Below are 21,385 nucleotides of genomic sequence, written 5' to 3' on the forward strand. Positions count from 1 at the left end.
TCTTTTGATTGTTTGAGCAGGTGTCTCTTTGGCTTTCGGGGATTTAGACATGGGTAGCCTCACTTTGGTAGACCAATCCATTTTGCCGTGTTTTCGAAGCCAAGTCAGCACCGTTGATCGCCCTTGGATTCCATAGATTTTTTGAGCTTGCTTATAAGTCATGTCGCCTTTTTCGACGGCCATCACTATCTGTAATTTAAAGCCCATTGTGTAGTCACGTTGAGTACGCTTGCGCTTGGTATTACTTGATGTCCCCATAATAGGTCTCCTAGGTGTAAACCTATTTCAGGACGGGACACAATGAACATGAAAGCCTCGATGGGAAACTATCGGGGCTTTTTTTGGTCCTGTCTTAAAGGGTTGCTGATAGTGTTTCTTTTTTAACTAAGGGTTCATATCTGAGTAAATGTCTTTAAGCTCGCCGATACTCTTATTCAGTCATAATGACATGAAAATGGAGGAAACGATGAAGTTTATTGAAATCCATTCTGACCTGATACCAATATCACTTTTACTAGAGGCCGATCCTTGCGAGGAAAATGTACGTGCTTCTTTGCAGGGCTCAATTTGTTTTGCGGCCATTGAGGGAGAAGAGATTGTTGGGGGCTTCTGTGGTTAAGTATTTTACAGAGGAGTGTGTGGAGATTTTAAATATGTCTGTTTGGCCTTCACATCAAGGTAAGGGAATTGGCTCTAAATTACTAGACTTTGTCTTATCGGAACTTAAAAAGCATAAGGTTAAGCGAGTTGAGTTAGGAACCGGTTGTTTTGGTTATCAATTGACCTATTATCAACGCGCAGGTTTTCGAGTTGATTCTGTTGTCAAAGATTACTTTTTGGATCATTACTCAAAACCTATTTTTGAACAAGGTATCCAACATCAAGACATGCTACGTCTGTATATTAGGCTTTAGAGGTTCTTAGGGGAAAGGCGTTAAAAAACTAAGAAGTTACGAAGTTTACTGAATCATAACTTCTTAGAAAGGGAGGCTTATCAAAAATGCAGTTTAGTTAGCTGGTTTCCATTTAGCGGCTGAATCAAAGAATTGTAGTGTCTCTGCTTCAGCAGCGTCCATTTGGTCTTGAGGGAAATAGCTCATTTTAACAATGACAGTATTTTCATCTTGGTTCACGTAAATGAACTGACCTTGCAAACCGATTGCTGAATAAGCGTTAGTATTTGGCATCGTCCACCACTGATAACCGTACCCACCCATTTTCGGATCTTCTTTATCAACAGGTGTTGTAGACAGTTTTACCCATTCTGGGGAAACGATTTGTTTGCCATTAATCTTGCCGTTATGCAGCATCATCTGACCGACACGTGCATAGTCACGTGCTGTTGCGTTGAAGCCTGCACCAGTGAATTCTCGGCCAACACCAGGTTGACCATCCATGATGAAGAAGCCGTTTGATTCAGCGCCTATTGGTTCCCATAGATGTTGTGCCATGTAAGAAGCGACATTGCTACCGCCACTAACACGTTCTAATAAAAGCCCTAAAACCGCAGTATCAATGGTCTTATAAGCCCAAAAAGTGCCTGGTTCATGGCTTCGCTTGATGGTTTTTGCTGGTTCAACAAAGCGTGCAACGTTTTTCACCAAGGCTAAAATATGGTTTTTAGCGGCGACACCAGGGTTGGCAAAGTCATAACGCTCTTCATAGTCGACACCGGATTTCATGGCAAGAATTTGGCGAATGGTCACGCCCTTATAGGCACCTTCAGATAATTCCGGTAAATAAGTGGTGATGTCGTCATCAAGGGACTTAATTCGACCTTCTTGAAGCGCAACACCCACTAAGATGGAAACCATAGATTTGGTCATCGACCAACCCATGAAGTGCGTGTCTTGATTAGAGTTATTGCGATAATTTTCATAAACGATTTTGTCATCTTTAATGATGATCATCGCATTGGTGTATGTTCTGTCTAAAAACTGCTCTGGCGTATAGCTCTTACCTTCATACTGATAGGTAAAGTCTAGTGGCTGATCATTGTGAATAAATGGGGTGACGTTGCCTGAATGGCCGACTTGGCGAGTGGTAAACAATGTGTCCATTGAACGAAATGTCAGTGTGTTCACGTCGCCATCAAGCATGGCCCAGCGTAGATTTTGTATAGCAATTGGCACTTCCGATTTAGGCCCTACAGCCGCTACTAATGGATCGACTTCCGAAACCGCTTGAGCGGCCATGGGTAAGATAGCAATAGAAGACAGTAAGCTGGCATTGATAAAACATTGCACGGTTTTTATTTTTTTTAGCATGTTCGTCTCTCTTATTTTATTAACGTTTAGATTGGAAATTGTTTTCCTACAAAACAAATAATGAGGACTTTATCTAGACTTGTCATATCCCAAATAGGATAAAAAAAAGCTTATAAGGGCCTGATTTCGTGCAATAGACGATCATTTTCTAATTGATTTACATGAGGAAGAATCGATGACCAAAGCGCTTTAACCAACTCAGGCTGACGTGTAACGCCCATTTTAGAGAAAATACTTTTTAATTGTATGCGTGCTGTGCCAACAGAGATGCCTTTATCACTGGCGTACTCTGTTAGGGTAAAACCATTGGCTAATGCGCTAGCCAATTTCACTTCTGCTGGAGTCAGCCCAAATAAACGTCCGATATTGGGATCTGAAAGTGCCATTTCATTTTGATTATTAGACAGAAACAGAGCAAAAGTGAGTGGCTGTTTTGATTGCATTAAATGAATCGACTGGGTGGATGTAATCGGGGTGATTAAAAGTTGTATAGGGCAAGATTGATATTCACCAATGATGGAAAGTGGGTAAGAAGAGCACTCAGTTGAAGAAAGCGTTTGTTGTAGTAATTGGAAAAAGTTATCTCGATCTACTTTGTGATGAAAACGTAATTCTTTATCAATTAGATCTAGATAGTCGACTTCCTCAATAATGCTAACCGCACTGTTATTGTGCCAACTGACTTTACCATATTGATTAATTAGCATCATACCAATGGTCAGTTTGTCTGTTGTTTGCTGAATGACAGTGTTACTGGCTAACAATGCCTGAAATTGATCATGTAACAGAATAGTTTGTTGTATATGCGGGGCCAGTGATTGTAGGAGTTGTTCGATTTTTATATCAAATCGTCGAGAGTCACCATGTTTGCGATGGGCAATTAAGTTGAAACAGCGATTTGGTGATATTCTAAGTTCTAATGAGATGGCCAAACCTAAACCGGCCATAGCAAGTCTTTTCTGAAAGCTTTGGTATCTTGAACAGCTATTGGAAAAGAGTTCTTCGTCACGAACAATGCTTAGACTATCAGTAAAGTCATAACTAAGACGTGGGTTGTCGCAATTATTGACCCATTTATCATGAAGTTCGGCATTGATGATTGATTGGGAGTCGCGCATTAAGAAGACTTCAGAGACATCGCCATCATCTGATAATTCATATATTTGCACGGCAACGCTTTCAACTTCTAATATTTCACGTAGCTCATCAAGAATACTGGTCCATCGTTGCGGATGCTGGGCACAACTGTAAACCTTTGGCAAAAGTTGATTTAAAAAACTTTCAATCATGGTGGCCTCCGTGTATTTACACAGGTGGTAGGTGCCAGTAGTTTCTTCACCTAGGAGAAGTCTACAGTCAATAACAAGATGATGACGGTATTTCCATAAGTGTAAATCGCATTTTGGCACTCTAATTATTATTTTAGGGGCGATTTGATTAGAAGATACATTAGTAAACTATTAAATAGAAGTATTGTTTACACAACAAACTATTTATATTTTAGATTGTTTTCATTTTGTATTTTGATCATTCTTTCACCAGCTAGATAACATCTTGTTATTGCAATAATTTTCTGTTCTTAATGGTATTCGATGATAAAAGCCCTCGGTCTTTGCATGCAGGTCGAGGGCTTTAGGTTACGTTCAGCTAAGCAAATAATTTATTGGTTAGACATGGCTTTATCTATAGAGAATGAGCCGGCACCGCTGAATACTAAAGAGACAGCAATTACTAACAGTGTTAGGGCATATTCATAACCATTGTTTGCCATAAACAAACCATTTGATATGTGTACAGAGAAAATAGCCATTAGCATAGTAAAAGCAATGACGGCTGACGCAGGACGAACAAGCAAACCGATTACAAGTGCCAAACCGCCAAAGAATTCTGCGCTACCAGCTAAAAGCGCCATTAAATAGCCCGGTTCTAAACCAATGGATGCCATCCATTGACCCGTTCCTTCTAATCCATAACCACCAAATGCGCCAAACAGTTTTTGTGCACCGTGTGCCATTAAGATCAGGCCTACTGGAATACGCAAAATAGTGCTCGCAATGCCAGAAGTTGTATTCGTTAGTGTTTGAATTAAAGATGATTTCATTTCGCTTTACCTTAATGGTGGTTTTAGTTAACTGTGTAGGCAATAGTATTCATGGTTATTGGACATACTGTTGTTTCTGCTTTTCATCCGCAGCTTCTCAATATTTTGCCTTTCATTTTATAAGGACGATCTAGAAAGCCAATTTGGATCATTTATCCGCAAAAAAGTAGCAGAGTTTGTTTTTGAGAGTGGTAGCGTGTTGTTATCTAAATAACAATAAGTAGGGTTGAGCATGTCAAAAGCATTAATAGGAAAAGTGGCCGTTGTTACCGGTGGCGCGTCAGGAATAGGACTTGCGAGTGTGGAAGGTATGATTGCACAAGGCGCTCAGGTTGTTATTGTCGATCGTGATGATGTGGCCTTACAAGCTTTACAAGACAAGCATGGCGATGCCGTAATGACCTTGTCTGTGGATTTGTTGAATCCTGCTGAGTGCTCAACCATGGTCGCGAAGATTTTAGATAAGACCGAAGTCATCGATATTTTTCACGCCAATGCGGGGTTGTATGTTGGTGGTGATTTAGTCGATGCCGATAATGACGCGATAGATCGAATGCTGAATTTGAATATTAATGTGGTGATCAAGAACGTACGAGATGTTTTGCCGCATATGATAGAACGTGGCGTAGGGGATATTTTAATAACCAGTTCCTTAGCGGGTCATTTTCCGACACCTTGGGAACCGGTTTATGCCTCGTCAAAATGGGCAATGAATTGTTTTGTACAAACAGTGCGTAGACAAGTCAGTCAACATGGCATTCGCGTCGGCTCGGTTTCTCCTGGTCCTGTGATTACCTCTTTATTATCTGATTGGCCAGCAGACAAACTTGCAGAAGCCAAAGCAAAAGGCAGCCTTATGGAAGCCAGCGATGTGGCGGAAGCTCTAATCTTTATGTTAACGCGTCCACGCCATGTAACGATTCGAGACGTGGTGATGTTGCCATCACAATTCGACCTATAGCTAGAAGCCTTTGCACGACAACTTGCTTCGTGCAAAGGTTTTTCTATGTGTTAACCGTTATAACTTAACGATCAACTTGCCAGTGTTTTTACCTTCAAACAGTAGGTTAATGCCACTGGTTGCGCTTTCAATCCCTTCAATGACGTGAGCACGGTACTGTAGCTCACCTTTACTTAACATCGCGCCCAATGCTTGACCATATTCAGGAATACGATGGAAATGATCTGGCATAGTGAAGCCTTGGATAGTTAAACGGCGCTTAATGATGCCAATCCAGCTTGGTCCAGGAGAGGCTTCTTCTTTTTGGTATTCGGCAATAAGACCACAAACGGCAATGCGCCCATGTGGATTCATGCGTTCAAAAATCGGCCCTTGAGCTACGCCGCCAGTGTTTTCAAAAAACAGATCGATACCGTTTGGTGTTGCTTGCGTGAGTTGCTCGACAAAATCCGCGTCTTTGTAATTAATCGCGTGATCGAAGCCCAACTCCTTGGTTAACCATTGGCATTTATCATCAGAACCCGCCACACCAATGACAGTTAGACCAAGGTTTTTCGCCATTTGCCCAACCAAAGAGCCGACAGAACCCGCTGCCGCTGTGACGATAAGTGTTTGACCCGCTTCAGGTTTAAGAACTTCGAATACACCGTGGTAGGCCGTGATGCCGGGTAGGGCAATGACGGACAAAATTGCTTCTGCTGGTAATTCTTTTGGAATCATATTGAGTCCATTGCCATCGCTAATAGCATACTCAGTGAGTCCCATAAGACCCATCACTCGTGAGCCAACAGGGAATTTCTCATTATTAGATTCGACAACTTCACCAATACCACTGGCACGCATGGTATCGCCTAATTTAACTGGTGGGATATAGCTGTTCTCATCAGGGCTCATCCAACCACGCATGGCCGGATCTAATGAAATGTGAGAAAGCTTAACGAGTACTTCGCCTTCTTTTGGCGTTGGAATGTCTTGGGTGACAATGTTAAAGACATCTTCAGTAATTTTTAAATCTGGGCGTTTTATCAATTTTATGGAACGGTAAGACATATCAAATATTCCTCTTCATGTTTATACAGCTAGTTTGGGCTTTTTTTATTGATCTAAAGGTTAGGATTAAAGGAGTAATTGTGCAATTTCCCTCAAGCTATCTTGTCTAAGGTTTAGTGGAAGAGTTGATTAACTCACATAAACGGATTAATTGTTGATAAGTACTGTATTTATCCCCAGTATTTTCGAGTGGCCAGCCACAGTTGATACGGAAGCAGTCGTGATAAAAATCATGGGTGCTAAAACATGCGCCGCTGCGGATGTCGATACCTTGCTTGTTGGCTTCTTTTTCAAGCTGTAGCGCATTAAGACTGGGGATTTGTACCCAAAGGACAATACCGCCTTGTGGTGCGCTAATTTTGGCATTGCTGGGTAAATGTTCGATCAAAAATTGCTGATAACTGTGGATGTGTTGGTTCAACACTGTGCGTATTCTATTCACATGGGAGCGATATTCCCCCGTGTTAATAAATTCTGCCAAACAAGTCTGTATAAGCCCATTCACACCAAAGCTGGTTAAGGCGTGTTGATTAAGATAAGACGATAAATATCGTCCTGGAAGACACCAGCCAAGCCGCAATCCCGCCGCCAAGGTTTTAGAAAAAGAACCGCACCAAATCACAAAGCCTTCTTTATCCCAATATTTTGCTGGCAGAGATTGTTGCTTCTGGTGACCTAATTCGAAATAGACGTCGTCTTCTATCATGGGCGTTTGGTATTGCGCGGCGAGTTTGGCTAGCGCTTGTTTTTGTTCAATAGGCAGCGTCATGCCGGTGGGATTCATATTTGATGTACTGAACAGAGAAGCTTTGATCAAGCCTTGTTGTAATAAGGTTTCTAAGTGGTCTAAATCCAAGCCATTATCGTGAATAGGGATCTCAATCACTTTGCGGGAAAGGGCGCTGAGCAAATCGAGCAAGCCACTAAAACAAGGAGAGCTTATGGCAATGGTATCACCTTCTTTGGTAACGCTTTCGACGGCCAGTCTTACCGCATCAATACACCCATTGGTAATCACAAAGTCGGCTGCCGAAAAGGCTAGGTTATAGTGGCGTAAATGTTCCGCAAGGGCTTTTCTAAGACCTTGATCACCTTGTGTTTCAGGGTATTGAAAAAGATGATTTCCCGCTCTGCGTGTCACGCGTTTGATGTTGCGCTGAAGAGCGACGCTCGGCTGTAAACTTGGCGAAATCATCGAAGTGCCAAGCGGGCTAAAAAGTGATGAAGCTGGATTGTAGCCATTTAAAGGGGCAAAGCGTTTGGGGTCTCTTTGTTCAATGCTTTTGATGTCTAGACTTGGAAAGCTGGTTGTTTCTATTTGGTTGGCAACAAAATACCCTGACTGAGGTTGCGCATAAATCCAACCGGTTTGTTGAAGATAGTCATAGGTTTTTGTGGCAGTTGTCATGCTGACTTGATGCTGCTTTGCCATGGCTCTTAATGCAGGTAAACGACTTCCCACAGGTAATCTCTGCGCTTGTATGTCGTCGATAAAATGTTGAGCCAAAGTTTTATAAAGCGCCATAGTCTCTCCAAAAATATTTCTTTCTCCTGAATTGTACTCTTATTTTTATTGAAAATTGAATCTGTGTTCTTTTTTGTTTTCTAGTGATACTAGCGGCAGTGTTGAGTCAGTGTGGTGCTTCCTCTCGAAACTAACGCCTACCTCAGGAATCACCACACTGACTCAACATAAGAGTTTATTGCGGTGCTGAGATAGGACTATTTCAATAAACGCTATGTTTTTTACGAAACTAGTTCCTACCTCATCGAAACACGGCGTTTATTGGAATGTTGTGGTGCTCACCAACTATTAGAAAATTTAGGAACGAATGATGAAATTACGAGACTTTGGCTTGCTGTTTGCCTTGATGGCGTTGTGGGGATTGAATTTCAGTGTGATCAAGCTTGGCGTGAATAGCGTCCATCCTTTAGTGCTCACTGCGTTACGATTTAGTTTTGCGGTGTTTCCTTTGATCTTTTTTATTAAAAAACCAGATGTGCCGTGGCGTTATTTGATTGCTTACGGCTTGTCTTTTGGTGTCGGTGTTTGGGGGTTAACCACCTTATCGATTGGCGCGGGTGTCTCGGCGGGCATGGCATCTTTATTGTTGGATATGAGTGTCGTTAGCAGCTTATTGGTAGGCTGGCTGTGTCTAAACGAAACCATTACTCGTAATAAATTGCTTGGTGCTGGATTGGCTTTACTTGGTCTTGCCTTGATTATGTACGCGGATGGCGGTTCTGTTACTGGGAAGGGGTTAGTCTTAGTATTAATGGCATCGGTATGTTGGAGTGTTAATGGTTTGATCGTCAAACGTGCGAACACCAAAGCTATATTTGCTTTTAATATTTGGGGAATGCTTTTTGCCCCTTTGCCTCTATTGTTTTTGGCGGTTATTTCCGAAGGCATGCAAGTGATTAGTGAATTGCCGAGTCAATTTACTCAATGGACGCTATTTTCGGTTTTATTTCAAGCTTACCCAACGACGCTCTTGGGTTACTGGTTTTGGAATAAGATGATCATGAAATACTCTGTTTCGACGGTCGCACCTATGACATTATTGGTGCCTGTGTTTGGTATTTTAGGTGGCTATTGGTTTTACGATGAACCTCTGGTAATGAGTCAAATTATCGCGGCCGGGTTGATTTTACTGGGGTTATTTGTCGGGCAAATGGCAATGCCAAAATTGAGTTTCTTTAAAAGATTGAGAGAGATTTAGCGATGCAAGAAATCCACTATACCTTGATATTAATGGGCGCTTTTGTCGCGATGGCAAGTCCTGGGCCTGCGACCTTGGCGATTGCATCGACGTCAATGAATCAGGGGCGAGTGCAAGGTTTGGCGTTAGCATCAGGCATACTCACAGGCTCTGTTTTTTGGTCTTGTTCGACGGCCTTTGGTTTAGGGGCTGTGTTGTATGCAAATGTCTGGTTATTCGAAAGCTTACGGTATGTTGGTGCAGTATATTTATTATTTTTGGCTTATAAATCTTGTCGTTCAGTAATGGCGAATCAATCGAATACACATAAAATGCTGTCTGCGTTAGAGAGCAGACACATGACTTTGCGTTCCGCTTACTTTCGTGGTTTGGCGATACATTTAACCAATCCTAAAGCGATTCTATTTTTAGGATCGTTATTTGCCATGGGAATGCCGAGTTCAGTGTCCACACAAGGCTTATTGTCTGTCATTATCTTATTAACGATTCAGAGTGCTTGCATAAATTTTGGTTACGCAGTGTTGTTTTCAAATCCAAGAATTCGCCAAGGTTATTTCAAAATGCAACGCGGCTTTGATGCTGTCTTCGCACTGATGTTTGGCGTGGCAGGTCTTAAAATTTTGCTGAGTAAGTTGGCTCCCTAGGTGTTTTATGATTGCTTTAATATTGTGCCGATGTTTTGGATTAACTTGCGAACCTCTGGCAAATAGCGGTCTTCGTGATGGGTCACCAGCCATTGGTCGTGGCCTAATTCCTCAACGATATTTCCAACGCGCTGTAATGCTGTTTGGTTGTCGCCAATAAAAGTTGGAAGCAGCGCAATTCCCTTGTTTTCAAGAGCCAAATCAAGGCTATTTCTTGGATTGTTTACTTCGTAAGCAATATCATCGCTAGCGATATTATTCTGAAGCCAACGCGCTGATGGGGTATCAGCCAGTACTTTTATATAAGAGTCTGGCGCGCTTTTTGTTGCATAAGGCGCGAACTCAACTCGTGCCAGCTTTCGGCATACTAGAGAGTCTTCTTTTGGTCGTTGATTGCGGATACCTATAACGATTTCACGATGCGATATGTCGAGAACTTTTTCTGCTGAAATAAAGCGTAGCAATATATCTGCTGGTGAACCTACAAGCAGATCGAGGTTTTTTATTAATGAAAGCGTCGTCCAAGTGCCCGCAGAAATTTTAACTAAGGGGCGGGAGCTTTTATTGGGTGAGGTGGTTTGCCGATAGATTTGACTTTCAACTTGAGTCAGTTCTTTTAATAATGTCTTGCCATCCGTCGTTAATTCATAACCACGGTCATGTCTAATAAAGAGTTCACGTTCCATGTTTCGCTCTAACTCATACATTCTTCTACCCAATGTTGCTGGGCTTCGTTGAGTCGATTGTGCTGCCGCGGAAAGGCCGCCTTCTCGTGCAACAGCAAGGAAGAGTTTCAGGTCATTCCAATCTATTTTCTTTTCATTCATGAAAAGCTCTTTTTATTTTGTTTTATTGTTGAAAAGAAAATATCTCGTAATCTATTAAGCAGTCAATAGCCATTCAGCTTTAGTTTTATGAGGGAGGAGAGCAGGTGGATGATAACCGTGATAACAAGCTAAGAAAGACTCATTATAATGGTATTGGGCATGTTCCATTTCCTCAAGCCTCACCGACTGTCCAGTTGCGTGAGGAACAAGCCTTTTATGAGGCCAACAGTTATGACAAAGGCCGATTTATTTTATGTCTAGCTAAGCAATATAGAATTGTCTCAAAGATGGTAAATAGATTACTGAAAATCAAATAAGCTCATTTTTAACACTATATTTGTTATCATGAGCTTTATTTTTCAGAGTGTTTTTCTATGTATGAGGCTTCTTTGTGGCAACCCAGTGCGAATCTTTCTATTTTGCAAAAGCGTGCGCAGCTACTAAAAGCCATTCGAGCTTTTTTCGATGAACGCGAAGTGATGGAAGTAGACACGCAATGCTTGTCTCTTGGTAGTATCACTGATCCACATATTGAAGTTTTAACCAGTAAGACACGTTCACAAGGTGAAGACCTGACTTATTACCTTCAAACCTCCCCAGAATTTGCAATGAAGCGTTTGCTTTGTGCTGGCTCAGGGTCTATTTATCAGTTAGGTAAGGTGTTTCGTGCTGAGGAGGTTGGCCGTCGCCATAGTATCGAATTTACTATGCTTGAATGGTACAGAGTGGGGTTCGATCATTGGCAATTAATGGATGAGATTCAGGATTTACTCAAGGTGCTCTTAAACGATGTTTCTTTAACGTGCGAGCGCCTTAGTTATCAATTGGCGTTTTTACGTCATACGGGATTGGATCCCTTTACTGCGACGTTATTTCAGTTGCAAGAATGTGCTCATGAATACACAGAGTACGGCCTTCAGGAAGAGGATCGTGACACCTTGCTCGAGCTGCTTTTTTCCAGTGTGGTGGAACCGGCTATTGGTCAATATGTTCCTTGTTTTATACACAGTTATCCGGCTTCTCAGGCGGCGCTTGCCAAGACGCATCTTGACGAAAAAGGTCATCAAGTGGCGGCGCGCTTCGAATTGTATTGGCAGGGGATGGAGTTGGCCAATGGCTATCATGAATTGACCGATGCCAATGAACAAGCAAGACGTTTTTCAGAAGATAAGCAGACTCGTAAGGATATGCGCTTGCTTGATCGTCAGTTTGATGAGCGACTTATTGCCGCTTTGGAGCATGGCTTGCCGGATTGTGCGGGTGTGGCGTTAGGCGTGGATCGCTTGCTAATGTTAATGTGTCATAAGTCACATATCGCAGAGGTATTACCGTTTGCTCACTCTCGGGCGTAATTTTTCTGTTTTTTTAGCAGGTCTTTTATTCTTTTTTCGTCAATATAAAAATGATGAAAAGAGAACGACGATAATAATAACAAGGTCATTTAGGTGAGTGCATTGAAAGAAAAGTATGGTTTTAGCATAAAATGGCTTTTTTCTTCTAAGCAGATAGTTTGGTTGTATGTTGGCGTCTTCTTTGTGGCTGTGCTGTTAATTTGGAAAGGTGGAGAAGCCCTACGAAATCAACAGATTAAAGCACTGCGTATTGATTCCTTTGAACAGTTGAATCAGCTTGCTAGTGTGTTAGAAAGTGCAATTGCTAAGTATCAGCATATGCCTACTTTATTAGCATCGAATGATAGGGTAAGAAAAGCCTTGCGTGACGGCTTTGAGTCCGATATTAATCAGCTTAACCGTGAACTTGAACAGATCAACCGCATCACGGAAGCGTCAGACAGCTATATTTTAGATACAGACGGATTAACGATAGCGGCGTCTAATTATCGTGAAAAGGCGAGCTTTGTGGGCCGAAATTTTGCCTTTCGACCTTATTTTAAGGAAGCGATCCAAGGAAAACCGGGGCGTTATTATGCCTTAGGCACCACGTCAAATCGCCGTGGTTATTACTTTTCTTATCCTGTTTACGAAGGTGACTCTATTATTGGTGTTGCTGTCGTCAAAGTGGATCTCACTCAATTTGAAAAACGCTTTGCTAATCAGCATTATGAGTTTTTGTTACTGGATCCGGATGGCATCGTTTTTAGTAGTTCTCGTCAGTCATGGTTGTATCGAGTGCTGGGTGAATTGTCTCATACTGAGTTACAGCGTATTGCCGATTCTCAACGCTATTTTGGTAAATCCATTGAAAAGCTCGCCATTGTTTATCAAAAGCCCTTCGATGAAAAATCACAAATAGTGGATGTGTTAGAAAATACCGTTATAGACGGTAGAGAAGAATTAGAACGGCTGTCATTTTTAAAAATGAGCCGTCCAATTCGCTTATTAGGCTTCCAAATTTCCATTCTCGCACCATTAAAAACCATTAATGAAGAAATTTCGTTATGGCGTACCATTTTTGCGGGTGGGGTGATGATTACGGCTTTGTTATTGGGGTTGGCAATGTTACGCCGGCGCATGTTGCGCGAACGTTTTGATGCCAATGAGATGACCCGTCACAATCAGGCTTATATCCGCGAAGTGATTCAAAATACCCAAGCTGGTTTGGTGACTTTGGATGAGTGCCACAAAATAGAGTCTTTTAATCCCGCTGTTGAAAAATTGCTTGGACAGCCGTTATCCCCTTTAGTTGGGCAGCCGCTTAATGTGTTATTTCTGCCTGATGAAGATGGTGCATCAGGCAAGTCTGGCCATGATGACTTTTTAGAAGCAACCAATGATTTGGGGATTAAAGTTCTAACCCGTGAAGGGCGCTTGTGTTACTCCGATCAAACGGTGCCGGTAGAAATGACGCTTTGTAAGATGCAGCTGCCAAATCGCTTAAGTTATTTGGTGACTTTTCATGATATGACTGAGCGTAAGCGCTATGAACAAGAGATTACTCAGGCTCGTATTGAGCTTGAAGAGCGTGTAAAAGAACGGACCTATGAATTGCAAGGTGCGAACACTCGCCTTCGTCAAGAAATAGAAGAACATAAAGGTACGCAACGAGAGCTAATTCAAACGGCCAAACTCGCGGTTTTAGGCCAATTAAGTGCGGGACTAAATCATGAACTGAATCAGCCTTTGACGGCGATTCGTGCGTTTGCAGGCAATGGATTGAAGTTCCTAGATCGCGGGCAGTATGAACAAGCTCATGCGAACTTGCAGCATATCAGTCAGCTAGGTCACCATATGGGCGATATTATCGCGCGCTTTAAGGTCTTTGCTCGCAAAGGTGATGTACAGCAAGGACCTATTGCGGTGCAGACGGCCATCATGGGGGCGTTAAGAATTATGAGCCCACGTTATAAGGAAGTGGGTATAGAGTTGGTGGTGCCAGAAGATCAAGGCTTGTTCGTGAATGGTGATATGGTTTTTTTGGAACAAGTACTGGTCAATTTATTAGCCAACGCGGCGGATGCGATTTTAGAAGTGCCAGAAAACCCACGACGTGTTTGTATCGAGCAAAAGGTAGAGAAAAACCAGGTCGTTATTTGTATTCAAGACTCAGGAAGTGGCTTAAGTGATGATGCAATTCGACATCTTTTTGAACCTTTTTTCACTTCTAAATCTTCTGGTGTCGGATTGGGGCTAGGTTTGTCGATTAGCCAGCGTATTGTTGAAGCCATGGGCGGTCAAATTAGCGCACAAAATCGGGATTCTGGTGGCGCTGAATTTTGTGTTAGGCTACCTCGTTATAATCATCCACTATCTCACTCTATTTCTGACGCTCCCAAAGAGGAAATCTAATGCCAGACAGCAAGCAAGTAATATTAATTGACGACGAGCAAGCGGTTCGTATGGCAATTTCTCAGACATTACAGCTTGAAGGTTTTGTCGTTACCGAGTTTGCCTCGGCGCAAGGTGTGACTGAAAAGCTGTCGCTAGACTGGTCAGGTGTGATTGTGAGCGATATTAACTTGCCGGGCAAAAGTGGCTTAGAGCTGTTTGAAGATGTTAAAAAAATCGATGCAGAAATTCCTTTTATTCTGATAACGGGTCACGGTGATATCAGCATGGCGGTGAGTGCTATTCGTGATGGCGCTTACGATTTTATTGAAAAGCCATTTTCTAATGAAGACTTTTTGGATGTGGTGCGTCGTGCGTCTGAAAAACGTCAGCTAACCCTAGAAAACCGCAACCTGCGTCTTGAACTAGCAGCACAAAACGCGCCTGGCCCTAGAATTATCGGCAATACATCGGGAATTCACCGTTTGCGTCAGGCGTTGCTTCATGTGGCTGATACCGGTGCGGATATTCTGATTCAAGGGGAAACGGGAACCGGGAAAGAACTCGTTGCGCGTTATATTCATGAGCACAGTTCTCGCCGAGGTCATGCCTTTGTGGCCATTAACTGTGGAGCTGTGCCAGATTCTATTATGGAATCTGAACTATTTGGTCATGAAAAAGGCGCTTTTACAGATGCTAAGACGCAACGCATTGGTAAACTTGAACACGCCAATGGCGGGACTTTGTTTCTTGATGAAATCGAAAGCATGCCCATGTCGATGCAAATTCGTTTGTTGCGTGTTCTGGAAGAACGGCGCTTAGAGCGGTTGGGCTCCAATACCGCGATTGATTTGGATTTGCGAATTTTGGCGGCCACCAAGGTGGATTTAAAACAACTCAGCGAGAGTGGAACATTTCGCGAGGATTTGTATTATCGACTTAATGTGGTACGTGTGGATATTCCGCCATTACGTGATCGAAAGGATGATATTTCGTTGCTTTGGCAGCATTTCTGCTTAGTGGCAACGGCGCAATATAAGCGTGATGCGGAGCCTCTTTCTGCGGCGCGTATGCACAGTTTATTGAGTTATGATTGGCCGGGTAATGTTCGTGAATTGCGTAATCTTGCTGAGCGTTATGTTTTGATGGGGGAAGCAGGGTCGTTTGAGTTTGATCAGATTATTATTAACAACGAAAATAATCCTGGTGTAATGACCTTGCCTGAACAGTTAGAACGCTTTGAAAAAACGTTATTAGAGCAAGAGTTAATGCGCCAAAAAGGCTCGATCAAAGATACTATGGATGCCTTGGGACTGCCGCGTAAAACGCTTTATGACAAAATGCGTAAATACGATCTTGATAAAGATATTTATAAACAGTAGCGAATGGTGACAACCAGTTTTTCATGTTGTGTAAAGGTTCATGATACGTTTAGTCTATTTGACTAAACGTATCATGCGGTTTGCTTTAATCCCCTAGGACTAAGCCTTCACGTCTTGGATCCGCTCCTCCGACCAAGCCATTTGGTTGAATCACAATCCCTTGTACACCGGAATTCAAATCTCGAACAGAGACTTTATATCCCATGTCTTTAAGGCTTTTTTCGTAGGTTGCTGCTTCTGTGCCTTTTTCAAGATCGAAAGTACCGAAGCGGTTGATCATATTTGGGTAATCAATCGCTTGTTGAATATCCATTCCCCACTCAAGATGGGCGATCAGTGTTTTAGCCACATAGCCAATAATACGAGAGCCACCAGGTGATCCGACGACCAAATATGGCTTGTTGTCTTTCATGACGATGGTTGGTGACATGGAAGAGCGAGGGCGCTTGCCTGGCTCGACACGGTTAGCAATAGGAAAGCCGTTCTGGTGAGATTTGAAAGAAAAGTCTGTTAGTTCGTTATTCAATAAGAAGCCATTGCTCATCATATTCGAACCAAAGCCATTTTCTATCGTGGTGGTCACAGACACCGCATTACCTTCTTTATCGACGATGGAAATATGGCTGGTGGAAGGCAGTTCAATGGCCATATCATCCGCTTGTTTGATTGGATGACGCCATTCAGGCTCCCCTGCTTCTACTTTATTGAGCGCTTTGCCTTTTGTAATCAATTTAGCTCGATCGGCTAAATAAGATTCGTCTAATAGGCCTTGTGGCATAGGAACAAAGTCGGTATCAGCCATGTAGCGGCCGCGGTCTGCAAAAGCCAGACGGGATGCATCGCCAATGATTTGCCAGGCTTCAGGGGAATTTGGACCTAACTTGGCAAGGCCAAAATGCTTGGTAATGCCAAGGATCTGACCAACGGTCAATGCACCAGAGCTTGGTGGTCCCATGCCACAAATGTCATATTCTTTATAAGGTAAACAGACTGGTGAGCGTTCTTTTACACGATAACTAAGAAAGTCTTGCTCAGACAAAACGCCCGGATTGTCCAATGCGCCACGTACTGTCGAGACAATATTTGTTGCTATTTGTCCTGTATAAAACTCGTCAGCACCGTAGGTGGCGAGGAAACGCAAAGTTTCATAGTATTGGGTGTTTTTTAATTGGCTACCCGCTTCAATCGGTGTGCCATCTAGGTTAAAGAAATAGCCTTTTGTTGATGGGAAACGGGATAATCTTTCCGCACTGCCTTTAACCGCATTTGCGAGGCGAGGCGAGACGATAAAACCTTCTTGAGCAAGTTTCGTTGCGGGAGCCAGCAAATCTTTCCATAGCATGGTGCCGTAGCGCTTATGCAGTTCTCCCATCAGCTTCACTGTACCTGGTGTACCGACAGAACGACCTCCCACGACGGCATCATAGAAAGCTAGCGGTTTACCATTTTCATCTTGGAATAACTCGGGTGTGACTTCCTGAGGGGCAGTTTCCCTTCCATCAAAAGTAGTGAGCTTATGAGTTGTCGCATCGTAGTATACGGCGAAGGCGCCACCGCCTAAACCTGAAGATTGAGGTTCAACTAAGCCAAGCACCATTTGCACGGCGACTAATGCATCGATCGCTGAACCGCCCGATTTTAGTACTTCATAACCCACCTTGGTGGCCTCTGGGTTTGCAGTGGCGACCATGAATTGATTTGCGTGAGCGAGTTTCTTTTTCTCGATACCACTGGCCGCTTCAGGTGCAATTGAGTCGGCAGCTTGTTCGGTTGCCAAAGTAAAAGGACTCATAGCAAGTAAAGGAATAAGACTGAATGTTTTTAACCATCGTGTGGGTAGCATCATTAAAATCCTTGTTGATGAATGAATTGCCTTATTTCATCAAAACAAAAATATGACGTTGAGTGAAGCTAAAAATTAAACAATGGTGTGATTTTGGCGCAAAGAAAGTGAAAAATGTTTTCAGTTTATACAGTGAAATAAAAAACGCCCCGAGGGGCGTTTGATAGAGCATTGTTAAGCAATGATCGAATATTACTGAACGATCTCAGGTCCCATAATACTGTATGGAAGGGCTGTAGAAAGAGCAGGGATGTAAGTCACCATGATAAGGAAAACCATCAGGACGGCAACGAATGGCATCGCAGCTTTGACGACACGAGCTAAGCTCATGCCAGTGATGCCAGAGGTCACGAACAGGTTCAAACCAATTGGTGGTGTGATCATTCCGATTTCCATGTTAACTACCATGATGATGCCTAGGTGAATTGGGTCAACGCCCAGTTCCATGGCAATAGGGAAGACAACGGGTGCGACGATAACCAAAAGGCCAGATGGTTCCATGAACTGACCACCGATTAACAGCAAAATGTTAACGGCGATTAGGAATGTGAACCAGTTGAAGCCAACTCCTAACATCCACTCAGTAATCATTTGTGGAATACGCTCAGCGGACAAGGTATGGGCGAACAACAGAGCATTAGCGATGATAAACATCAGCATGATGGTGGTTTTCGTACCTTCTAGCATCACTTTGCGAGATTCTTCACCGAACAAAGAAGGGAAGAAGCCACGCAGCATCATAGATAAGTTACGTCCCCAGATTGGCATACCGGCAGCCAAACAAGATCCGATAGACTCTTCCAGTTTGCTAGAGCGTTTGTAGACATAGAAAATCGCGAGGGCAATGGACATCACCAGACCCCAAATTGCACGATCTCCACCCGTTACAGTATGGCTGTTAGCAAAGACAAAGAAGGACATGATTTCCCATACAAGGAAGAAAGACACGCCATACACTGTACCGTTAAAACCAACACGGGCATGTGGTGCATCGTCGTCATTGGTCCACGTTTGGCCTTTTAGAGGCCCCATATCTCGGTAAACGAATAAGGCAATAAACATAGAATAAACGGCAGCAACCACAGCGGCTTCTGTTGGTGTGAACACACCACCATAAATACCACCCATGATGATGACGACTAAGAACAAGCCCCAGCCCGCTTCTTTACCACCACGAATTAGGTTACCAAAGCCTTTCCATTCTTCAGCGGGTAATTTTTTGATACGCGCAACCACATAGATTGCCAACATCAACATACCGCCTGCCATTAAACCTGGAATAACACCTGCCAAGAACATACGGCCAACAGATACGTCAACAGAGGCTGCGTATACTACCATTACGATGGAAGGTGGGATCAAAATTCCTAGTGTACCCGCGTTGGCGATAATGCCCGCCGCAAATTCTTTTGAGTAACCAACTTGCGTCATACCCGCTATGGCAATTGTACCTATGGCCACAACCGTCGCTGGAGAAGATCCAGATAAAGCCGCAAACATCATACAAGCCAAAACGGATGCCATTGCCAAGCCACCACGGAAATGACCAACACTGGCTATCGCAAAATTAATTAAGCGTTTCGCTACGCCGCCAGTCGACATGTACGACGAGGCGATGATGAAAAACGGGATGGCCAACAAGGTATAGTGCTGACCTGCTCCAAACAATGAAATAGCCACCGATGACAAAGAGTCATGGGAAAAGAACGTAATAAATAAGATGGACGATAAGCCCAACGAGATACCGACCGGTAAGCCAACAAATAGCAGGATCAGTACCAATGAAAATAGAATTATGGATTCCATAATGATGCTCCTGCTTTAGTCTTTCAAGACGTTTTGGTTTTCTTTAACAAGATCTTGAGCCTCATGGCCGCTGATCAGCATGTCACGTTTGCCACGGGCAATATCGATAAATGCTTGTAAAGAACGATAAGAAAGTAGAGCTAAGCTGATTGGCAGGATAACCAGAACAATCCAGCGGTGAACGCGTGGGCGTAAACCAAACATTTCTTGTACAAATTCAGGGTAACGGAGTTCTTCTGAACCTATACCAATTTTGAACATTTTTAACCAATATTCGATGGCCCCACCACTCACATCAACGCCTAGCATGGCAAGCCATGTAGAGTCGAGTAGGATAAGTCCATACATCATAGCCGCCGCAGCACCAAATAAAGACAACGCTTTAGTTATGCGCTTTGGCACGGCATTCAAGACAATGTCGACACCTAGGTGAAGACCCGTTTTGATGCCATAACTCATGCCCAAAAGAATTAGCCATGAAAAGGCGACAGTATTGAACTCAAGAGCTGCGTCCCAACCAGTGTTAAACCCATAACGAGCAATAACCTGTCCAAAAGAAACCACCATAATAGAAGAAATTACGATGATCAGCAGGTTTTCTTCTGCACGTTCCATGACTTTTGGGAAGCGCTTTTCTAATAGCCAGAGAACAATTATAAAAATAAGTAAATAAAGATGCGGCCAATGTGCCATGGGGGTCTCCTTAACTAAGTGGACCAGTACAAATTAGAGCGCAGTGTGGTGTTGTATCTTGTAGGTTCAAGCTTCAATCACTGATAGAAAGATTGCGAATCAAGAAAGCACAGGAAAACCACAAGAGCTGACCCATTAAGGCCAGCTCACTGCGGGGTAAAAGCTGATTAAGCGCCAGAGGCAGCGTTAATCAAATCTTTACCAATGTAGCTTTCAAACTGCTTCCAAACAGGCTTCATAGTATCTACCCATTCTTGGCGTTGCTCTGGTGTTAGCACATTGATTTTGCCACCGGCATTTAGGATATTTTGACGGTTAGCGGCTTCCGCTGCTTTTACGTTCAAGTTTGCGGCTTGTGTTACTTCATCCGCAATTTGAACGAACTGAGCGCGGTCTTCTGGAGAAAGGCTCTTTAAGAATTCAGACGATGTCATGAATAGGTAAGCCAATAATTGGTGGTTGGTTTCTGTTGTGCTGTCTTGCACTTCGTAGAATTTTTTGGTGTAGATGTTGGACCAAGTGTTTTCTTGACCATCTACTACGCCTGTTTGCAATGCGCCATATACTTCAGAGAACGCCATTGCTTGTGGAGATGCGCCCATAGCCGCAATCATTTGTTTTGCTACGTCAGACGTTTGTACACGGAATTTCAAACCTTTTGCATCGCTAGGTACGATCAGTGGTTTGTTGGCAGAGAAATATTTCATACCAGACATCCAGTAACCTAAACCAACAAAGCCTGCATAATCATCCATTACTGTTAAAAGCTTTTTGCCTTCAGGTGTTTTTGTGAAACGGATAGCATGATCCATGTCTTTGAAGATGAATGGTAAGTCAAATACACCGTATTTGTCGGTGTAAGAACCAAACTTAGAAAGTGATGGGGCAAGTAGTTGGACGTCGCCTAATAATAGGGCTTCAAGTTCTTTTGAGTCGCCGAATAGTGTGGAGTTAGGGTAAACCTCAATACATAGTTTGCCGTTCATTTCTTTATTAACGCGTTCTGCGAAGTTATTTGCAGCAACGACTTTAGGGTGAGTCGTACCACCAGTTACGTGACTGAATTTAACGACACGCTCACCTGGGTCACAGTTTGCAATTGCAGTACCAGCAGAAAGAGTAAGAGCTAAAGAGGTAAGAGCAAGGCTGATTTTTTTCATTTTTATAAGACTCCAAAACTAATTTATTATTGTTTACCTGATTTTGGCCTGATATTTCTCTGGATCTTGCTGCAGAGACAGACAAAGCAAAACAGGTGTGCTTGTTCATACTCTTTACACAATGCGTGCCAAGTTTTTTAAATGTTTTTAACCTTATGATTTTTAATGGAAAATTATTTTTCTGAGAGTTTTTGATGTAATGA

At 42.9% G+C, this 21,385-nt stretch carries 20 protein-coding genes; 9 read left to right on the forward strand and 11 right to left on the reverse strand.

Going from position 1 to position 21,385, the window contains the following annotated elements; genetic code table 11:
- Positions 1–258, reverse strand: a 258-nt coding sequence (locus C0J08_RS04000) for a helix-turn-helix domain-containing protein (protein ID WP_212652675.1), incomplete at its 3' end; no start/stop codon positions are given.
- A gap of 208 nt (positions 259–466) precedes the next feature.
- Between C0J08_RS04000 and C0J08_RS22620 the strand changes: the two genes are divergently transcribed.
- Together C0J08_RS22620 and C0J08_RS22625 are read left to right on the forward strand one after the other, a co-directional pair.
- Entirely contained in the window at positions 467–619 is a 153-nt protein-coding gene (locus C0J08_RS22620; protein WP_249344494.1) for a hypothetical protein, read from the forward strand.
- 19 nt (positions 620–638) lie between these two features.
- On the forward strand, positions 639–914 hold the full coding sequence (locus tag C0J08_RS22625; protein WP_249344496.1) for a GNAT family N-acetyltransferase: 276 nt from the start codon (positions 639–641) through the stop codon (positions 912–914).
- Positions 915–1,007: 93 nt separating this feature from the next.
- On the opposite strand, the gene C0J08_RS04010 is transcribed toward C0J08_RS22625, so the two are convergent.
- The 3 genes from C0J08_RS04010 to C0J08_RS04020 all read right to left on the reverse strand — a co-directional run bounded on the left by C0J08_RS04010 (position 1,008) and on the right by C0J08_RS04020 (position 4,368).
- Positions 1,008–2,267 carry a serine hydrolase domain-containing protein gene (locus tag C0J08_RS04010; RefSeq protein ID WP_249344498.1) on the reverse strand — a complete coding sequence of 420 codons (1,260 nt, stop codon included), beginning with the start codon at positions 2,265–2,267 and terminating at the stop codon, positions 1,008–1,010.
- A gap of 110 nt (positions 2,268–2,377) precedes the next feature.
- Positions 2,378–3,556 (reverse strand): helix-turn-helix transcriptional regulator, encoded by a 1,179-nt coding sequence (locus C0J08_RS04015; protein ID WP_212654832.1) that lies wholly within the window; start codon positions 3,554–3,556, stop codon positions 2,378–2,380.
- Between the two features lie 371 nt (positions 3,557–3,927).
- The gene (locus C0J08_RS04020) at positions 3,928–4,368 is read right to left on the reverse strand and encodes a DoxX family protein (RefSeq protein ID WP_212654833.1); all 441 of its coding nucleotides are present in this window, start codon (positions 4,366–4,368) and stop codon (positions 3,928–3,930) included.
- Positions 4,369–4,600: 232 nt separating this feature from the next.
- Here C0J08_RS04020 and C0J08_RS04025 point away from each other — a divergent pair, with 232 nt between their 5' ends.
- Complete coding sequence (locus tag C0J08_RS04025) at positions 4,601–5,329, forward strand: SDR family oxidoreductase (RefSeq protein WP_212654834.1); 729 nt, start codon at positions 4,601–4,603, stop codon at positions 5,327–5,329.
- A 57-nt stretch (positions 5,330–5,386) separates the two neighbouring features.
- Here the strand turns inward: C0J08_RS04025 and C0J08_RS04030 are convergent, their stop codons facing one another.
- Both C0J08_RS04030 and C0J08_RS04035 read right to left on the reverse strand, forming a co-directional pair.
- Positions 5,387–6,379: an NADP-dependent oxidoreductase gene (locus C0J08_RS04030; protein ID WP_212654835.1), complete on the reverse strand. Its 993-nt coding sequence runs from the start codon at positions 6,377–6,379 to the stop codon at positions 5,387–5,389.
- A gap of 106 nt (positions 6,380–6,485) precedes the next feature.
- Positions 6,486–7,904 (reverse strand): aminotransferase-like domain-containing protein, encoded by a 1,419-nt coding sequence (locus C0J08_RS04035; protein WP_212654836.1) that lies wholly within the window; start codon positions 7,902–7,904, stop codon positions 6,486–6,488.
- A gap of 310 nt (positions 7,905–8,214) precedes the next feature.
- On the opposite strand from C0J08_RS04035, the gene C0J08_RS04040 reads away from it, so the two are divergent.
- Both C0J08_RS04040 and C0J08_RS04045 read left to right on the forward strand, forming a co-directional pair.
- Positions 8,215–9,102, forward strand: a complete 888-nt coding sequence (locus tag C0J08_RS04040) for an EamA family transporter (RefSeq protein ID WP_212654837.1) — start codon at positions 8,215–8,217, stop codon at positions 9,100–9,102.
- Positions 9,103–9,104: 2 nt separating this feature from the next.
- Positions 9,105–9,746 (forward strand): LysE family translocator, encoded by a 642-nt coding sequence (locus C0J08_RS04045; protein WP_212654838.1) that lies wholly within the window; start codon positions 9,105–9,107, stop codon positions 9,744–9,746.
- Positions 9,747–9,751: 5 nt separating this feature from the next.
- Here the strand turns inward: C0J08_RS04045 and C0J08_RS04050 are convergent, their stop codons facing one another.
- Positions 9,752–10,573, reverse strand: a complete 822-nt coding sequence (locus tag C0J08_RS04050) for a LysR family transcriptional regulator (RefSeq protein WP_212654839.1) — start codon at positions 10,571–10,573, stop codon at positions 9,752–9,754.
- A gap of 104 nt (positions 10,574–10,677) precedes the next feature.
- Between C0J08_RS04050 and C0J08_RS04055 the strand changes: the two genes are divergently transcribed.
- The 4 genes from C0J08_RS04055 to C0J08_RS04070 all read left to right on the forward strand — a co-directional run bounded on the left by C0J08_RS04055 (position 10,678) and on the right by C0J08_RS04070 (position 15,680).
- Positions 10,678–10,890, forward strand: a complete 213-nt coding sequence (locus C0J08_RS04055) for a hypothetical protein (RefSeq protein WP_212654840.1) — start codon at positions 10,678–10,680, stop codon at positions 10,888–10,890.
- 57 nt (positions 10,891–10,947) lie between these two features.
- On the forward strand, positions 10,948–11,925 hold the full coding sequence (gene epmA, locus C0J08_RS04060) for an EF-P lysine aminoacylase EpmA (protein ID WP_212654841.1): 978 nt from the start codon (positions 10,948–10,950) through the stop codon (positions 11,923–11,925).
- A gap of 93 nt (positions 11,926–12,018) precedes the next feature.
- On the forward strand, positions 12,019–14,319 hold the full coding sequence (locus tag C0J08_RS04065) for an ATP-binding protein (protein WP_212654842.1): 2,301 nt from the start codon (positions 12,019–12,021) through the stop codon (positions 14,317–14,319).
- Positions 14,319–15,680, forward strand: coding sequence for a sigma-54-dependent transcriptional regulator (locus tag C0J08_RS04070; protein WP_212654843.1), 1,362 nt, complete (start codon positions 14,319–14,321; stop codon positions 15,678–15,680). The genes C0J08_RS04065 and C0J08_RS04070 overlap by 1 nt, the downstream gene beginning before the upstream one ends.
- 85 nt (positions 15,681–15,765) lie before the next feature.
- Here C0J08_RS04070 and ggt read toward each other — a convergent pair whose 3' ends face one another.
- From ggt to C0J08_RS04090, 4 genes are all read right to left on the reverse strand, one after another.
- Positions 15,766–17,523 carry a gamma-glutamyltransferase gene (ggt, locus tag C0J08_RS04075; protein WP_249344500.1) on the reverse strand — a complete coding sequence of 586 codons (1,758 nt, stop codon included), beginning with the start codon at positions 17,521–17,523 and terminating at the stop codon, positions 15,766–15,768.
- Positions 17,524–17,715: 192 nt separating this feature from the next.
- On the reverse strand, positions 17,716–19,329 hold the full coding sequence (locus C0J08_RS04080; RefSeq protein ID WP_212654845.1) for a TRAP transporter large permease: 1,614 nt from the start codon (positions 19,327–19,329) through the stop codon (positions 17,716–17,718).
- A 15-nt stretch (positions 19,330–19,344) separates the two neighbouring features.
- Entirely contained in the window at positions 19,345–20,022 is a 678-nt protein-coding gene (locus C0J08_RS04085; protein ID WP_212654846.1) for a TRAP transporter small permease, read from the reverse strand.
- A gap of 167 nt (positions 20,023–20,189) precedes the next feature.
- Positions 20,190–21,182, reverse strand: coding sequence for a TRAP transporter substrate-binding protein (locus C0J08_RS04090; RefSeq protein WP_212654847.1), 993 nt, complete (start codon positions 21,180–21,182; stop codon positions 20,190–20,192).
- Positions 21,183–21,385 lie beyond the last annotated feature (203 nt).

It is taken from the genome of Marinomonas sp. CT5, from assembly GCF_018336975.1.
GTDB lineage: Bacteria > Pseudomonadota > Gammaproteobacteria > Pseudomonadales > Marinomonadaceae > Marinomonas.

What these genes read in the sequence shown, in the direction of transcription:
- C0J08_RS22620 (WP_249344494.1), top strand. Translation starts at nt 467, where the DNA reads ATGAAGTTTATTGAAATCCATTCTGACCTGATACCAATATCACTTTTA.
- C0J08_RS04010 (WP_249344498.1), bottom strand. Translation starts at nt 2,267, where the DNA reads ATGCTAAAAAAAATAAAAACCGTGCAATGTTTTATCAATGCCAGCTTA.
- C0J08_RS04015 (WP_212654832.1), bottom strand. Translation starts at nt 3,556, where the DNA reads ATGATTGAAAGTTTTTTAAATCAACTTTTGCCAAAGGTTTACAGTTGT.
- C0J08_RS04020 (WP_212654833.1), bottom strand. Translation starts at nt 4,368, where the DNA reads ATGAAATCATCTTTAATTCAAACACTAACGAATACAACTTCTGGCATT.
- C0J08_RS04025 (WP_212654834.1), top strand. Translation starts at nt 4,601, where the DNA reads ATGTCAAAAGCATTAATAGGAAAAGTGGCCGTTGTTACCGGTGGCGCG.
- C0J08_RS04030 (WP_212654835.1), bottom strand. Translation starts at nt 6,379, where the DNA reads ATGTCTTACCGTTCCATAAAATTGATAAAACGCCCAGATTTAAAAATT.
- C0J08_RS04035 (WP_212654836.1), bottom strand. Translation starts at nt 7,904, where the DNA reads ATGGCGCTTTATAAAACTTTGGCTCAACATTTTATCGACGACATACAA.
- C0J08_RS04040 (WP_212654837.1), top strand. Translation starts at nt 8,215, where the DNA reads ATGAAATTACGAGACTTTGGCTTGCTGTTTGCCTTGATGGCGTTGTGG.
- C0J08_RS04045 (WP_212654838.1), top strand. Translation starts at nt 9,105, where the DNA reads ATGCAAGAAATCCACTATACCTTGATATTAATGGGCGCTTTTGTCGCG.
- C0J08_RS04050 (WP_212654839.1), bottom strand. Translation starts at nt 10,573, where the DNA reads ATGAATGAAAAGAAAATAGATTGGAATGACCTGAAACTCTTCCTTGCT.
- epmA (WP_212654841.1), top strand. Translation starts at nt 10,948, where the DNA reads ATGTATGAGGCTTCTTTGTGGCAACCCAGTGCGAATCTTTCTATTTTG.
- C0J08_RS04070 (WP_212654843.1), top strand. Translation starts at nt 14,319, where the DNA reads ATGCCAGACAGCAAGCAAGTAATATTAATTGACGACGAGCAAGCGGTT.
- ggt (WP_249344500.1), bottom strand. Translation starts at nt 17,523, where the DNA reads ATGCTACCCACACGATGGTTAAAAACATTCAGTCTTATTCCTTTACTT.
- C0J08_RS04080 (WP_212654845.1), bottom strand. Translation starts at nt 19,329, where the DNA reads ATGGAATCCATAATTCTATTTTCATTGGTACTGATCCTGCTATTTGTT.
- C0J08_RS04085 (WP_212654846.1), bottom strand. Translation starts at nt 20,022, where the DNA reads ATGGCACATTGGCCGCATCTTTATTTACTTATTTTTATAATTGTTCTC.
- C0J08_RS04090 (WP_212654847.1), bottom strand. Translation starts at nt 21,182, where the DNA reads ATGAAAAAAATCAGCCTTGCTCTTACCTCTTTAGCTCTTACTCTTTCT.